11 protein-coding genes are annotated in these 14,268 nt (G+C 62.0%); 5 read left to right on the plus strand and 6 right to left on the minus strand.

What is annotated here, in order from left to right; translation table 11 throughout:
- The first annotated feature begins 1 nt into the window (after position 1).
- Positions 2-874: a sulfate ABC transporter permease subunit CysW gene (gene cysW, locus JOE33_RS13670; RefSeq protein ID WP_002551394.1), complete on the plus strand. Its 873-nt coding sequence runs from the start codon at positions 2-4 to the stop codon at positions 872-874.
- A gap of 2 nt (positions 875-876) precedes the next feature.
- Positions 877-1,857 carry a sulfate ABC transporter ATP-binding protein gene (locus JOE33_RS13675; protein WP_010431131.1) on the plus strand — a complete coding sequence of 327 codons (981 nt, stop codon included), beginning with the start codon at positions 877-879 and terminating at the stop codon, positions 1,855-1,857.
- Between the two features lie 118 nt (positions 1,858-1,975).
- On the opposite strand, the gene JOE33_RS13680 is transcribed toward JOE33_RS13675, so the two are convergent.
- From JOE33_RS13680 to JOE33_RS13690, 3 genes are read right to left on the minus strand one after another with little or no spacing between them, the layout of a single operon-like run.
- Positions 1,976-2,788 (minus strand): sulfite exporter TauE/SafE family protein, encoded by an 813-nt coding sequence (locus tag JOE33_RS13680; protein WP_096244053.1) that lies wholly within the window; start codon positions 2,786-2,788, stop codon positions 1,976-1,978.
- Positions 2,781-4,034 carry an FAD/NAD(P)-binding oxidoreductase gene (locus tag JOE33_RS13685; RefSeq protein ID WP_122694657.1) on the minus strand — a complete coding sequence of 418 codons (1,254 nt, stop codon included), beginning with the start codon at positions 4,032-4,034 and terminating at the stop codon, positions 2,781-2,783. Before JOE33_RS13685 ends, JOE33_RS13680 begins: the two co-directional genes overlap by 8 nt.
- 27 nt (positions 4,035-4,061) lie before the next feature.
- The gene (locus JOE33_RS13690; RefSeq protein ID WP_096244055.1) at positions 4,062-4,946 is read right to left on the minus strand and encodes an MBL fold metallo-hydrolase; all 885 of its coding nucleotides are present in this window, start codon (positions 4,944-4,946) and stop codon (positions 4,062-4,064) included.
- A 266-nt stretch (positions 4,947-5,212) separates the two neighbouring features.
- Between JOE33_RS13690 and JOE33_RS13695 the strand changes: the two genes are divergently transcribed.
- On the plus strand, positions 5,213-6,532 hold the full coding sequence (locus JOE33_RS13695) for a sigma 54-interacting transcriptional regulator (RefSeq protein ID WP_187625333.1): 1,320 nt from the start codon (positions 5,213-5,215) through the stop codon (positions 6,530-6,532).
- A gap of 698 nt (positions 6,533-7,230) precedes the next feature.
- Here JOE33_RS13695 and JOE33_RS13700 read toward each other — a convergent pair.
- A complete protein-coding gene (locus JOE33_RS13700) occupies positions 7,231-7,800 on the minus strand; it encodes a xanthine phosphoribosyltransferase (protein WP_010434892.1) in 570 nt (189 codons plus the stop codon).
- A 51-nt stretch (positions 7,801-7,851) separates the two neighbouring features.
- On the minus strand, positions 7,852-9,861 hold the full coding sequence (rep, locus tag JOE33_RS13705; RefSeq protein WP_096130708.1) for a DNA helicase Rep: 2,010 nt from the start codon (positions 9,859-9,861) through the stop codon (positions 7,852-7,854).
- 204 nt (positions 9,862-10,065) lie between these two features.
- On the opposite strand from rep, the gene JOE33_RS13710 reads away from it, so the two are divergent.
- Positions 10,066-11,730, plus strand: a complete 1,665-nt coding sequence (locus JOE33_RS13710; protein ID WP_032613503.1) for a bifunctional diguanylate cyclase/phosphodiesterase — start codon at positions 10,066-10,068, stop codon at positions 11,728-11,730.
- A gap of 12 nt (positions 11,731-11,742) precedes the next feature.
- On the opposite strand, the gene JOE33_RS13715 is transcribed toward JOE33_RS13710, so the two are convergent.
- The gene (locus JOE33_RS13715) at positions 11,743-13,125 is read right to left on the minus strand and encodes a NorM family multidrug efflux MATE transporter (protein WP_032613505.1); all 1,383 of its coding nucleotides are present in this window, start codon (positions 13,123-13,125) and stop codon (positions 11,743-11,745) included.
- Positions 13,126-13,291: 166 nt separating this feature from the next.
- Here JOE33_RS13715 and JOE33_RS13720 point away from each other — a divergent pair, with 166 nt between their 5' ends.
- Positions 13,292-14,212, plus strand: a complete 921-nt coding sequence (locus JOE33_RS13720) for a LysR substrate-binding domain-containing protein (protein ID WP_010434901.1) — start codon at positions 13,292-13,294, stop codon at positions 14,210-14,212.
- Positions 14,213-14,268 lie beyond the last annotated feature (56 nt).

A 14,268-nucleotide genomic window follows, 5' to 3' on the forward strand; every position in this document is an offset into this window, starting at 1 on the left:
CATGTCTTATTCATCTGTTTCAGCCGCCGCCTCTGCCAACGCCGCGCGTCGTGGCAGCGCAGTGTCGCGACGCATCCTGATCGGCCTGTGCTGGCTGGTGTTTGTCCTGTTTCTGGGGCTGCCGCTGTTCATCGTGGTGTCCCAGGGCCTGAAAAACGGTCTGGGCGCGTTCTTTACCGCCATCCTCGAGCCGGACGCGCTGTCGGCGCTGAAGCTGACGGTCATTGCGGTGCTGATCTCGGTACCGCTCAATCTGGTGTTCGGCGTCAGCGCCGCGTGGTGCGTGAGCAAATACTCGTTCCGCGGCAAGAGCATTCTGGTCACGCTGATCGACCTGCCGTTCTCGGTGTCGCCGGTCATCGCCGGTCTGGTCTACGTGCTGATGTTCGGTGCGCAGGGGCTGTTCGGGCCGTGGTTGCAGGATCACGACATCCAGATCGTCTTTGCCCTGCCGGGCATCGTGCTGGCGACCATCTTCGTCACCGTGCCCTTCGTTGCGCGTGAGCTGATCCCACTGATGCAGGAGCAGGGCACTCAGGAAGAAGAGGCCGCGCGGCTGCTGGGCGCCAATGGCTGGCAGATGTTCTGGCACGTCACGGTGCCGAACATCAAATGGGGCCTGATCTATGGCGTGGTGCTGTGTACGGCCCGGGCGATGGGTGAGTTTGGCGCGGTGTCGGTGGTTTCCGGCCACATTCGCGGCGTCACCAACACCCTGCCGCTGCACGTCGAAATCCTCTACAACGAGTACAACCACGTTGCCGCCTTTGCCGTGGCGAGCCTGTTGCTGATCCTGGCGCTGTTCATCCTGCTGCTCAAGCAGTGGAGCGAATCCCGCATTAACCGTCTGCGCCATAACGCGGCGGAGGAATAATCATGTCGATCGAAGTCCGTAACGTCAGCAAGAACTTCAACGCCTTCAAGGCCCTGAACAACATCAGTCTGGACATCCAGAGTGGCGAGCTGGTGGCTTTGCTGGGCCCGTCAGGCTGCGGCAAGACCACCCTGCTGCGCATCATTGCCGGCCTGGAAACCCCGGATGACGGCAGCATCGTGTTCCATGGCGAAGATGTGTCCGGCCACGACGTGCGTGATCGCAACGTCGGGTTCGTGTTCCAGCATTACGCGCTGTTCCGTCACATGACGGTGTTCGACAACGTCGCGTTCGGCCTGCGCATGAAGCCCAAGCGTGAGCGCCCGAACGAAACGCGCATCGCCGAGAAGGTCCATGAGCTGCTGAACATGGTGCAGCTGGATTGGCTGGCCGACCGCTATCCGGAGCAGCTGTCGGGTGGCCAGCGCCAGCGGATTGCCCTGGCCCGCGCCCTGGCGGTCGAGCCCAAGGTGCTGCTGCTGGACGAGCCGTTCGGCGCACTGGACGCCAAGGTCCGCAAGGAGCTGCGTCGCTGGCTGGCGCGCCTGCACGAAGACATCAACCTGACCTCGGTGTTTGTGACTCACGATCAGGAAGAGGCCATGGAAGTGGCCGATCGCATTGTGGTGATGAACAAGGGCGTGATCGAACAGATCGGCTCGCCGGGCGAGGTGTACGAGAACCCGTCCAACGACTTCGTCTACCACTTCCTCGGCGACTCCAATCGCCTGAGCCTGGGCGAAGAGGGTCACCTGCTGTTCCGTCCGCATGAGGTGTCGCTGTCCCGCCAGGAAATCGAAGACCACCACGCCGCCGAAGTCCGCGACATCCGCCCGCTGGGTGCGACAACGCGGGTCACCTTGAAAGTGGAAGGGCAGAACGAACTGATCGAGGCCGAAGTGGTGAAAGACCACGACAGCCTGGTGGGCCTGGCCAAGGGCGAGACGCTGTTCTTCAAACCGAAGGTCTGGCAGAAGCTTTAAGCCCACCCCCCGACTATCGTTCCCATGCTCCGCGTTGGCACGATAGTCGCCTCACGATTTCATCGTTCCCATGCTCCGCGTGGGAATGCCTTTCTGGACGCTCTGCGTCCTCTGGCTGTTATCGCACGGACAACGCCAGCATGAACGCCGCGACGATGCCGCATACGGCGAACAGCTGTTGCAGGCGTGGGCCGGCGAGGTAGCGGGCAACTTGTCTGCCGACGATCAGGCCGATGACTGCACCCAGCGCAAACGGCGCGCCGACTGCCCAGTGCATCACCCCGCTCAGTGAGGCGGTGATGACACTGCCCGTCGAGACCAGGGCGATCACCGCCAATGACGTCGCCACGACACTTTTCATGTCCAGGTCGCTGTAGCGGGTCAACGCCGGAATGATCACGAACCCGCCGCCCACCCCCAACAACCCGGATAGCAGCCCGGAGCCCACGCCGGTCAGCGTCAGTGCGCGCAGGCACGGCATGGTCCAGCGCAGACGGCCCTGCAGCGGATTGAGCACGCAGGGCAGGATTTCTGCGCGCGGCGCCGGCTTGCCGTGGCGCAATTCGCGGCTGGCGCGGATGAACATGCGTCCACAGGCGTAAAGCAGCACGACCGAAAAGACCAACGCCAGCGGCGTATTGGGCAGTCGATGAGCGAGCCACAGGCCCAGAGGCGCCATCAGCACACCAATGGACGCGATGTACCCGGCCGCGCGATAGCGGACGATGCCCTGGCGCAGCCCCAATACCGCGCCGATCCCCGCTGCCAGCCCGACGGCCAACAGACCGACAGGCGCGGCTTCGACAATCGACAGACCCAGGCCGAAGACCAGCAGCGGCACAGCGAGGATGCCGCCGCCTGCGCCGGTCAGCGCCAGCACCATCCCGATGACTGCCCCCAGGACAACGCCCAGTAACTGATGCTCATCCATTCCGGGCGTCAGCCTTTTCCGGTTTGGCCAGCCACTCACGGCCCTTGAGCATGCCATGCCAATACAGGGCGGGCAGCACTCGCGCTTTCAGCCACCAGGCCAGCCGGGTCGGCTGACGACCATCCAGCAGCCAGCGCGGAAAGCTCGGCGCGACCTTGCCGCCATAGGTGAATTCGGCCAGCACGATGCGGCCTTTCTCGACCGTCAACGGGCATGAGCCATAGCCGTCATACACGACGGACTCACCCCGACGACCCAGCGCGACCAGCACGTTGTTGGCCACCACCGGCGCCTGCTTGCGGGCCGCTGCGGCGGTCTTGGCGTTGCTGGTATTGGTGACATCGCCCAAGCCATGCACATTGGCGAACTGCCGGTGCTTCAGCGTGGCAGGGTCGACGTCCACCCAGCCTGCGGCATCGGCCAGCGGGCTGCTGCGGATGAAGTCGGGAGCAATCTGCGGCGGCACTACGTGCAACATTTCGAAGCTTTGCTCGACGGTCTCGCTGCTGCCATCGGCCTGCGTGCGAATGAAGGTCGCGCGCTTGCCAGGCCCGTCGACGGCCACCAGCCGATGGCTGAACCGGAGGTCGATGGCGTAGCGCTCGACGTACTCCATCAGCGCCGGCACATAGTCGGCGACACCGAACAGCACGCCACCGGCGTTGTAGAACTGCGTATTGATCTGCGCGAGACGGCCGCTTTTCAACCAGTGATCGCAGGACAGGTACATGGCCTTCTGTGGCGCCCCGGCGCACTTGATCGGCATGGGCGGCTGAGTGAACAGCGCGCGTCCCTGCTTCAGGTTCTGCACCAGCTTCCAGGTGTAGGGCGCCAGGTCATAGCGATAGTTGGAGGTCACGCCATTGGCGCCGAGCGTTTCCACCAGCCCGTCGATAGCCGACCAGTCCAGCTTCAGGCCGGGGCACACCACCAGCTGCTGATAACCGAGCACGCGGCCGTCGGCCAGCGTCAGCGTATTGTGCTGCGGCTCGAAGGTCGCCACCGCAGCCTTGATCCACTGCACGCCTTTGGGAATCAGCGAGGCCATGCTGCGCGCCGTCGACTGCGGCGTGAAGATCCCCGCACCGACCATGGTCCAGCCGGGCTGGTAATAATGGGTATCGGCGGGGTCGACCAGGGTGATCTGCAGGGTAGCGTCGCGGGCCAGAAGGCTTGCGGCAGTGGCGATACCGGCGGCACCGCCACCGACGATCAGGATCTGACAGGTTGTCGTAGAAGCATTCATCACAGGGTTTCCCAAAGCGGGCAGCGGTCAAAGTGCATTGAGCGGGATCTTCAGGTAGACGACGCCGTTGTCTTCCGGCTCGGGAAAGTGCCCGCAGCGCATGTTGACCTGCACCGAAGGCAGCATCAGCACCGGCATGTCCAGCGTGGCGTCACGGGCTTCGCGCATGCCCACGAACGCGTCTTCATCCACCCCGTCATGCACATGGATATTGCTGGCGCGCTGTTCGGCAACCGTGGTCATGTATTTCAGCTCACGGCCATTGGGCAGGTAGTCGTGGCACATGAACAGCAGGGTGTCCGGCGGCAGCGCCAGCAGCTTCTTGATCGAGCGATACAGCGTGCGCGCATCGGCACCCGGGAAGTCGCACCGAGCGGTGCCGTAATCAGGCATGAACAGCGTATCGCCGACAAATGCGACAGTGGCGTCACCAACCTGCACCAGGTAACTCATGCACGCCGGCGTGTGCCCGGGCGTGTGCATGGCCTTGACCTCAAGCGTGCCGAGGGCGAACGAGGCGTTGTCTTCCAGCAGCACATCGAACTGGCTGCCATTGCGGGCAAAGTCAGGCGGCGCGTTGAACAGCGTGCCGAAGGTTTCCTGCACGGCAGTGATATGGCTGCCGATGACAATCTGTCCACCGAGCCGCTGTTTCAGATACGGCGCTGCCGAGAGGTGATCGGCGTGCACGTGGGTTTCGAAAATCCACTGCACCGACGCGCCCAGCGCCTGCGCCCGTTCGATCATCCGGTCAGCAGACTCGGTCCTGGTGCGGCCGGACTTGGGGTCGTAATCGAGCACGCTGTCGATCAGCGCACATTGCTTGCTGTGCAGGTCCATCACCAGATAGCTGATGGTCCAGGTATGAGTGTCGAAGAGCGCTTCGACATGGAGCTTTTCACCGATGATCATGTGCAATTCCCGTGGCTGTAAATCGCCTCAAGGCCCGTTTGGCCAGGCCGGACGGTTGGCAGTCGTTACCATCCTGTCTCAATAACCATGCCAATCACTTGAAAGCCTGTTAAGCCTCATAAATACAGGGCACTTCGTGATTCTGCAGAACACCCTGATGGACTGTCACAGGTCGCTGACTGCCACATTCTGGCAGTCATTTGGCAGTCAGTGGCACAAGCTGGCAGGCGGATGGGTTAAGCTGCGCCCAGCCCACAGGAGCCCCCATGAACCTCATCGCCACCGATTTTCCCGGCAGTCGCATGCAGTCGCTGGTGTCATACCTCGAACACGATCTGCGTCCGACCATCGTGCTCGACACCGGCTACAACATCATTGCCGCCAACACCGCCTACCAGCGCCAGTTCGGCGTCGAAGGCACGCCGCATGTGGGTGAGAAGTGTTATCGGGTGTCGCATCAGTTTGCGGTGCCGTGCGACCAGGCAGGTGAGCATTGCCCGATGCGTAAGGCCCATGAAACACGGCTCCCGGAGCGTCTGCTGCACATTCACCACACACCACGCGGCCCCGAGCATGTGGATGTGGAGCTGCGGCCTATTCTCGACGATCAGGGTGAGGTCATTGCCTATGTCGAGCGGCTGAGCTCGGTGGCGGTGGCATCGGTCCAGCCACAGCAACATGGGCTGGTGGGGCGCTCGGCGGCTTTCAAGGAAGTGCTGAGCGCTCTGCAACGTGCTGCGCCCGCGCAGATTCCGGTGTTGCTGCAAGGCGAGTCGGGCACCGGCAAGGAGTTGTTCGCGCGTGCACTGCACGCCAGCAGCGCCAGGTCCGCCGGACCGCTGGTGGTGGTCGACTGCACCGGGCTTACCGAAACCCTGCTGGAGAGCGAGCTGTTCGGCTATGAGAAGGGTGCCTTCACGGGCGCATTGCAGCGCAAGACCGGACTGGCCGAAGCCGCCCATGGCGGGACATTGTTCCTTGATGAGATCGGCGAAGTGCCGCTGGCCATGCAGGTCAAGCTGTTGCGGCTGATCGAGTCGGGCAGTTTTCGTCCGGTGGGCAGCCTGCGCACGGTGCACTCGGATTTTCGGCTGGTGGTGGCCACCCACAAACCGCTCAGGGAGATGGTCGCCGACGGCAGCTTTCGCCAAGATTTGTTTTACCGCATCAGCGCCTTTCCGATTCGCCTGCCGGCCCTGCGCGAACGCAGCGACGACCTGCCGCTGCTGATCGACAGCCTGCTGCAACGAATTGCGCCCGGCGCCGCGCCGCGTGTCGACGCCGAGGCCATGAAGCTGCTGAGTCTGTACAGCTACCCCGGTAATATTCGCGAGCTGCGCAACGTACTCGAGCGCGCCCGTTTATTTACCGATGACGGCATCATTCGCGCGCAGGATCTGCCCGCCGAAGTACGCGGGCAGGGCGAGGCGGGTGGCGTGACTTACCGCCAGCAGGACGACGGCCTGGAGAAACTCGCCCATGCGCTGCGAGTGTTCAACGGCTCGCGCAGCGAACTGGCCAAGGAGCTGGGGCTGAGCGAACGCACCCTGTATCGACGTTTGCGCGCCCTGGGGATTCCGCGCTGAAGCACGCACGCTATGACGCAGAGCGTCGAGAACTGCATTCCCACGCTGGAGCGTGAGGAACGATAATCGCAACTATCGTGCGGCGCTCCGCGTCGCATGCCTTTCTGGACGCTCCGCTCCTCTTGGCGACGCAAAGCGTCGAGACCTGCATTCCCACGCTGGAGCGTGCGGAACGATCATCGCAACTATCGTGCGGCGCTCTGCGTCGCATGCCTTTCCGGACGCTCGCGTCCTCTTGGCGACGCAGAGCGTCGAGAACTGCATGCCCACGCTGGAGCGAGAGGAACGATCATCGCAACTATCGTGCGGCGCTCCGCGTCGCATGCCTTTCTGGACGCTCCGCGTCCTCTTGGCGACGCAGAGCGTCACGAACGGCATTCCCACGCTGGAGCGTGAGGAACGATCATCGCAACTATCGTGCGGCGCTCCGCGTCGCATGCCTTTCTGGACGCTCCGCGTCCTCTTGGCGACGCAAAGCGTCGAGAACTGCATTCCCACGCTGGAGCGTGCGGAACGATAACCGCAACTATCGTGCGGCGCTCCGCGTCGCATGCCTTTCTGGACGCTCCGCGTCCTCTTGGCGACGCAGAGCGTCAAGAACGGCATTCCCACGCTGGAGCGTGCGGAACGATAACCGTATCGTGCGGTGCTCCGCGTCGTATGCCTTTCTGGACGCTCTGCGTCCACCCTCGGGAGCCTTACTTGAACGTCACGACCCCACCGGCCAGTGATTCGACCCGCGCCAGGGATTCGACGCGATAGCCCTGGGCATCCAGCTCGGCGCGGCCGCCCTGGAAAGATTTCTCGATCACGATGCCCAGCCCGGCCACTGTGGCGCCAGCCTGTTTGATGATCGAGATCAGCGCCTGCGAGGCTTTGCCGTTGGCCAGGAAGTCATCGATGATCAGCACCTTATCGTCGCTGCTCAGATGGCGCGGCGAGATGGCCACGGTGCTTTCCACCTGCTTGGTGAATGAGTACACGGTCGCCGACAGCAGGTTTTCGGTCAGAGTCAGGGACTGGTGCTTGCGGGCGAAGATCACCGGTACGCCCATGTTCAAACCCGCCATGACTGCCGGCGCGATGCCGGATGCTTCGATGGTCACGATCTTGGTCACGCCAGCGTCGGCGAACAGTCGGGCGAATTCGTCGCCGATTGCTTTCATCAGCGCCGGATCGATCTGATGGTTGAGAAACGCATCGACCTTCAGCACCTGATCGGACAATACGATGCCTTCTTCGCGAATTTTCTTGTGCAGTGCTTCCACTTCAATTCCTTGGCTGCGCCATTGCGCAATAAATGATCAATAGGGTGTCGGCTAGCGTTTCAGCATGGCGCGAATGTCGGCAAGCGCGGTGTTGCCGCGCACCGCTTTGACTTCCGTCGGGGTGTCGTCATTGCCTTCCCAGGCCAGGTCGTCCGGGGGCAGCTCATCCAGAAAGCGGCTTGGCGCGCAGTCGATGATTTCACCGTACTGCTTGCGCTTGGCGGCAAAGGTGAAAGCCAGGGTCTGCCGTGCGCGGGTGATGCCCACGTAGGCCAGGCGGCGCTCTTCCTCGATGGTGTCGGCTTCGATGCTGGAGCGGTGCGGCAGGATTTCCTCTTCCATGCCCATGATGAACACATAAGGAAACTCCAGGCCCTTGGAGGCGTGCAAGGTCATCATCTGCACGCCTTCGGCACCGTCTTCCTCTTCCTGCTGACGTTCGAGCATGTCGCGCAGGACCAGCTTGCCGATGGCTTCCTCGATGGTCATGCCACCTTCTTCGTCCTTCTCCAGCGTGTTTTTCAACGCCTCGATCAGGAACCAGACGTTGCTCATCCGGTAATCGGCAGCCTTTTCGCTGGAGCTGTTCTGCCGCAGCCAGTTCTCGTAATCGATGTCCATGACCATGCTGCGCAGCGCGGCGATGGGATCGTTCTGCGCGCACTGCTGGCGCACCCCGTCCATCCAGCGCTTGAAGCGCTGCAAGCGGTCGGTGTAACGGCTGTCCAGATGCTCGCCCAGACCGATCTCGTCGGTCGCGGCGTACATCGACACCTTGCGCTCGGTGGCGTAATTACCGAGCTTTTCCAGCGTGGTCGAGCCGATCTCGCGACGCGGAACGTTGATCACCCGCAGGAAGGCATTGTCGTCGTCCGGGTTCACCAGCAGGCGGAAATAGGCCATCAGGTCCTTCACTTCCTGGCGGCCGAAGAAGCTGTTGCCGCCCGACAGTCGATACGGCACCTGATGGTGCTGCAGTTTCAGCTCGATCAGCTTGGCCTGGTAGTTGCCGCGATAGAGGATGGCGAAATCGCTGTACGGGCGGTCGGTGCGCAGGTGCAGGGTGAGGATTTCCATGGCCACCCGCTCGGCCTCGGCGTCTTCGTTACGGCAGCGGATCACGCGGATCTCGTCGCCGTGGCCCATCTCGGACCACAGTTGTTTTTCGAAGGCGTGCGGGTTGTTGGAGATCAGCACGTTGGCGCAGCGCAGAATGCGGCTGGTCGAACGGTAGTTCTGCTCCAGCATGACCACTTTCAACGACGGGTAGTCGTCCTTGAGCAGCATCAGGTTTTCCGGCCGAGCACCCCGCCAGGCGTAGATCGACTGGTCGTCGTCGCCCACCACGGTGAACTGATGGCGCGTACCGATCAGCAGCTTCACCAGCAGGTACTGGCTGGCGTTGGTGTCCTGATATTCGTCCACCAGCAGGTAACGCACCTTGTTCTGCCACTTTTCCAGGATGTCGGCGTGTTCCTGGAACAGCTTGACCGGCAACAGAATCAGATCGTCAAAGTCCACCGCGTTGTACGCCTTGAGCGTGCGCTGATAGTGGGTGTAGACGATGGCGGCGGTCTGCTCCTTGGGGTTGCGGGCGTTTTCCAGCGCCTCGGCGGGCAGGATCAGGTCGTTTTTCCACGAGCCGATCATGTTCTTGATTTCGTCGACACCGTCATCGCCGGAATACTCTTTCTGCATGATGTCGGTCATCAGCGCCTTGACGTCGGTCTCGTCAAAGATCGAGAAGCCCGGCTTGTAGCCCAGCCGCGTGTGCTCCTTGCGGATGATGTTCAGACCCAGGTTGTGGAAGGTCGAAACCGTCAGGCCGCGTCCTTCGCCGCCTCTGAGCAGCGTGCCGACCCGCTCTTTCATCTCGCGCGCGGCCTTGTTGGTAAAGGTCATGGCGACGATGTACTGGGCACGGATACCGCAGTTCTGGATCAGATGCGCGATTTTGCGGGTGATCACGCTGGTCTTGCCGGAACCGGCACCGGCGAGCACCAAAAGAGGGCCGCCGACGTAGTTCACGGCTTCCTGCTGCCGGGGATTGAGTCGGGACATGGCGGTATGAAGAGTCGTCTGCAAAAAAGGTCGGGCATTTTAACAGGCCCACGGTTTTGTGCAGTGCTCATCGTCGTCAGACAGTGACTGCTATCTAATTCTTCTGTTTTTGTTACATTTGCGCCGCGACGCGCGATACGTGTATTTGTCGCGCTCCTGCGAGAGTGCGGCCACCGGTTTTTCCTTTGCACTTAGGAAGTTAGATTGCCTACACCTGTCGAACCCTTGCGATTGCTGCTACTGGCGCACGAGCCCTTCTGGCAGGCGCTGCTTAGCGGCTGCCTCACCGCGCCGGGAAGCAACGTAATACTTCTGCATGGCGCGAACTGGGACGTTTTCAGTGCGCGATACGCTAACGAGCGCAATACCGTGCTGCTGACCACGCCTGATCTGCAGCCCAGGACCGGGGCCTGCCTGTTGCCAACGGTAGTGCTGCTCGAGACCGAACCACTGGTCGGACCGACCGGTGTCAGTGACTGGCTGGTGCGCGATGCCTTGACCGGTGACACGCTTCGGCGCTGCCTGCGCTATGTCCACGAGCGCAGTCGCCTGGAAGACAGCCTGCGACGCCTGGTCGGCCAGGACCCGTTGACCGGCATCGCTAACCGCCAGGGATTTCAGGCGCTGCTGTCGGCTCGTCTGAGCGAAGGCGGCAGCCTGGCGCTGGGGCATCTGGATCTGGACAACTTTCGCCGCGCCAACGATTCACTGGGTCATCAGGCCGGTGACCGACTGATCCTGCAAGTCGTGGCGCGCTTGAAAAACCAGCTTGATGCCGGTGATCAGATCGCCCGCCTGGGGGGCGACGAATTCGCCCTGCTGATCGACACCCGAACAGCCCCCGAACGCGCCCTGCAAATGGCCGAACGTATCACCGACGTGCTGTCCGAACCCTATTGGGTCGATGGCGAAAGCCTGTTGCTGGGTTGCAGCCTGGGCATTGCGCATTCACAAGCCCAGCCCGAAGCCGACCCGCTGATGTGGCATGCACATATCGCCATGCGTCAGGCCAAGAGCATGCAGGGCTGTACTTACCACCTGTTCGACGAGCGTATCAACCGCAACGCCCGCAGCCTCGCCGATCTGGAAGGTGAACTGCGACGCGCCTTGCGCCGCGATGAGCTGGAACTGCATTACCAGCCGCGTCTGTGCCTGGACAGCGGGCGTATCGTCGGCCTGGAAGCGCTGGTGCGCTGGCGCCATCAGGAACGCGGGCTGCTGCCGCCCAGCGAATTCGTGCCACTGGCCGAGCAAAGCGGCCTGATCGTGCCGCTCGGCTACTGGGTCATCTTCCGCGCTCTGCGTGACATGCAGGCCCTGCGAGAACAAGGCTTTGCCCCGCTGCACATGGCGATCAACCTGTCGTTCCGGCAGTTTCAGGACAGCCAGTTGCTGCCGACCTTGAATCGCCTGATCGCGGAACACGATGTCGACGCGCGCTGGCTGGAGTTCGAGCTGACCGAAACCGCGGTCATGCGACGCAGCGAGCAGGTCAGGCAGACCATGGATGCATTGCGGCAACTGGGCGTGCGCTTTTCGCTGGATGACTTCGGCACCGGCTACTCGTCGTTCATGCACCTCAACAGCCTGCCCATCGCGCTGCTCAAGATCGACATGGGCTTTGTCGCGCAGATGGAGCTACGCGAAGAGAACCGCAAGCTGGTCAACGCCATGATCACTCTGGCGCACAACCTGAACCTGGAAGTGGTCGCCGAGGGTGTGGAAACCGCCGGGCAACTGGAGTTGCTGCGCAGTTTCGGCTGCAATCAGGTGCAAGGCTATCTGATCAGCAGGCCGCTGCCGGTGGAAGAACTGGTGACCTATCTACGCTCGGAAACTGCGCACGCAGACACCTCCAGATCCGGGTGACGGTGCGCCGGATCAGCCCGGCACCGCCACCCCGGCTGCGTCCTGGCGCAACAGACGAGCAGTCTTCCATTCAAACGCGTAGGTCAGCGCCACGGCCGAGCAGAACAGGCCCAGTGCCAGCCCCCACCACACGCCTGAAGCGCCGGCATCGGTAGAGAAGCCGAGCAACCACGCGGCAGGCGCAGCGATCAGCCAGTAACAGCCCAGGCCGATCAGGAAGGTGGTGCGTGCATCCTTGAGCCCACGAATGGCGCCCATGGCAATGGTCTGGGTGCCGTCGAAAAACTCGAACAGGGCGGCAATGGCCAGCAGTTTTGTGGCCAGTACGACGATCTCGGCAAACGCCGGGTCGTTGATATCCAGAAACAGACCGATGACCAGATGCGGTGCCAGCCAGAACAGCATCCCGAACATCAGCATCACACAGCCGCCAAAACCGATGCCCAGACGACCGGCCATGCGCACCATCAACAGGTTGCCCGCACCATAATGCTGGCCGATACGCATGGTGACCGCGTAGGACATCCCCACCGGAACCATGAACGCCATGGACACGGTCTGCAGGGCAATCTGGTGCGCCGCCATCTGCGTACTGCCCATCGCCCCCATGCAGAACGCCGCAAAGGTGAACAGCCCGACTTCCACTGCATAGGTGCCGCCAATCGGCAAACCGAGCCGCCACAGCTCGCCCAGGTGACTGCGTGACAGTTTCGAAAGCCCCTTTCTGATCGGATACGCCGCGTAGGCCGGATGCCACCTGATATGCAGAGCCAGCGCGAGGGCCATGCAGTTGGTGACGATCGCGGTGACCAGCCCGATGCCCATCAACCCCAGGTTGGGTAGCCCCAGCCATTGATGGATCAATGCGTAATTGAGCACAAAGTTTGCTGCCGCACCGGCCAGGCTAATAGTCATCACCGGCCCCGCGCGCCCCAGTGCGCTGGTGAAGCCGCGCAATGCCATGAAGCTGAGCAGGCCGGGCAGGGCAAAGGGCAGGGTGATCAGAAATTGAGCAGCCATGTGCACGTTGGCTTCGGCCTGACCGAACTGCAACAGGATGGGTTCGAGGTTCCACAGCAACAACGCGGCAACCAGCGCCATGCCCCAGGCCAGCCACAGACCGGCCTGGGTCAGACGGGTCGCGCCCTCGGTGTCGCCGGCGCCGTGACGAATCGAGACCAGCGTGCCCACTGCAGCCATCACGCCGACGCAAAAGAACGACACGAAGCTGTACGTGGCAGCGCCCAGGCCACCGCCCGCCAGGGCCTCCGGGCCGATCTTGCCCATCATCACGGTGTCGGTGAACACCATCAGCATGTGCGCCATCTGCGACGCAATCAGCGGCCCCGCCAGGCGCAGGATGATCCAGAGTTCTTTGAGGGCGGAATGCTGCATGGTGGCGGTGCTCTACGGCGAAAGGACGATTGAGCGACGTATTCTGGGCAGTTGCCCGACTAAACACAAAACGATAAATCCGATGCTCAGCATGACTAAAACTCATCTGAAGCAAATTGCAGCATTTGCAGTAAAGTAGCCGTCTATCTTCCGCAGGAAGCGCCCCATGCCTCGCAGTCTCCCTCCTCTTTATGCACTAAGGGCTTTTGAAGCGGCTGCGCGGCATACCTCGTTTACCCGCGCGGCCGAGGAACTTTCGATCACCCAGAGTGCAGTAAGCCGTCACATCCGCACGCTGGAAGAGCACTTTGCCTGTCGCTTGTTTCAGCGCAACGGACGCAACTTGCAGCTCACCGAATCGGCACGCGCGTTGTTGCCCGGCGTACGCGATGGCTTCCTGGCACTGGAACGAGCCTGCAGCACCTTGCAGACCGAAGAGGGCATTCTGCGCATGAAAGCCCCGTCGACCCTGACCATGCGCTGGCTGCTCGCGCGGCTCAGTCGCTTCCGTCATCTGCAGGTGGGCAATGAAGTGCAACTGACCAGCGCCTGGATGGAAATCGATGCGGTGGACTTTACCCAGGAGCCGTTTGACTGCGCGATTCTGCTCAGCCAGGGGCATTTCCCGTCTGACTGGGAAGCCACATTACTGTTTCCCGAGATGCTGATTCCGGTCGGTGCGCCCACTTTGTTGCAGGACCCGCCATGGAACGTCGAACGGCTGGCAAAAGCTGAGTTGCTGCATCCCACCCCTGATCGTCGTGACTGGCGCACCTGGCTGAACCGCATGGGTCTGGCCGATCAGGTGTCGCTCAAAGGCGGGCAGGTATTCGACACCCTGGAGTTGGGCATGATTGCCGCAGCACGTGGCTACGGTGTGTCGATGGGCGACCTGCTGATGGTCGCCGAGGACGTAGCGCAGGCCCGTCTGAGCCTGCCGTGGCGAACGGCGGTGTTCAGTGGCGAAAACTATTATCTGGTTTGGCCGCGTACAAGGCCCGGCGCAGAGCGGTTGCGACGCCTCAGCGATTTTCTTCAGGCAGAGGTGGGCGCCATGCAGTTGCCGTTAGTTGAAGTACTCTATTAAAATTTAGTTTAATATTGAACTGCCATCATCTGTAAATGTCACGCTCCACTCTCAAG

It is taken from the genome of Pseudomonas sp. PvP027, from assembly GCF_017833005.1.
GTDB lineage: Bacteria > Pseudomonadota > Gammaproteobacteria > Pseudomonadales > Pseudomonadaceae > Aquipseudomonas > Aquipseudomonas congelans.

Excerpts from the sequence above, each read along its gene's own strand:
- cysW (WP_002551394.1), top strand. The coding sequence starts at position 2 with ATGTCTTATTCATCTGTTTCAGCCGCCGCCTCTGCCAACGCCGCGCGT.
- JOE33_RS13675 (WP_010431131.1), top strand. The coding sequence starts at position 877 with ATGTCGATCGAAGTCCGTAACGTCAGCAAGAACTTCAACGCCTTCAAG.
- JOE33_RS13680 (WP_096244053.1), bottom strand. The coding sequence starts at position 2,788 with ATGGATGAGCATCAGTTACTGGGCGTTGTCCTGGGGGCAGTCATCGGG.
- JOE33_RS13685 (WP_122694657.1), bottom strand. The coding sequence starts at position 4,034 with ATGAATGCTTCTACGACAACCTGTCAGATCCTGATCGTCGGTGGCGGT.
- JOE33_RS13690 (WP_096244055.1), bottom strand. The coding sequence starts at position 4,946 with ATGATCATCGGTGAAAAGCTCCATGTCGAAGCGCTCTTCGACACTCAT.
- JOE33_RS13695 (WP_187625333.1), top strand. The coding sequence starts at position 5,213 with ATGAACCTCATCGCCACCGATTTTCCCGGCAGTCGCATGCAGTCGCTG.
- rep (WP_096130708.1), bottom strand. The coding sequence starts at position 9,861 with ATGTCCCGACTCAATCCCCGGCAGCAGGAAGCCGTGAACTACGTCGGC.
- JOE33_RS13715 (WP_032613505.1), bottom strand. The coding sequence starts at position 13,125 with ATGCAGCATTCCGCCCTCAAAGAACTCTGGATCATCCTGCGCCTGGCG.
- JOE33_RS13720 (WP_010434901.1), top strand. The coding sequence starts at position 13,292 with ATGCCTCGCAGTCTCCCTCCTCTTTATGCACTAAGGGCTTTTGAAGCG.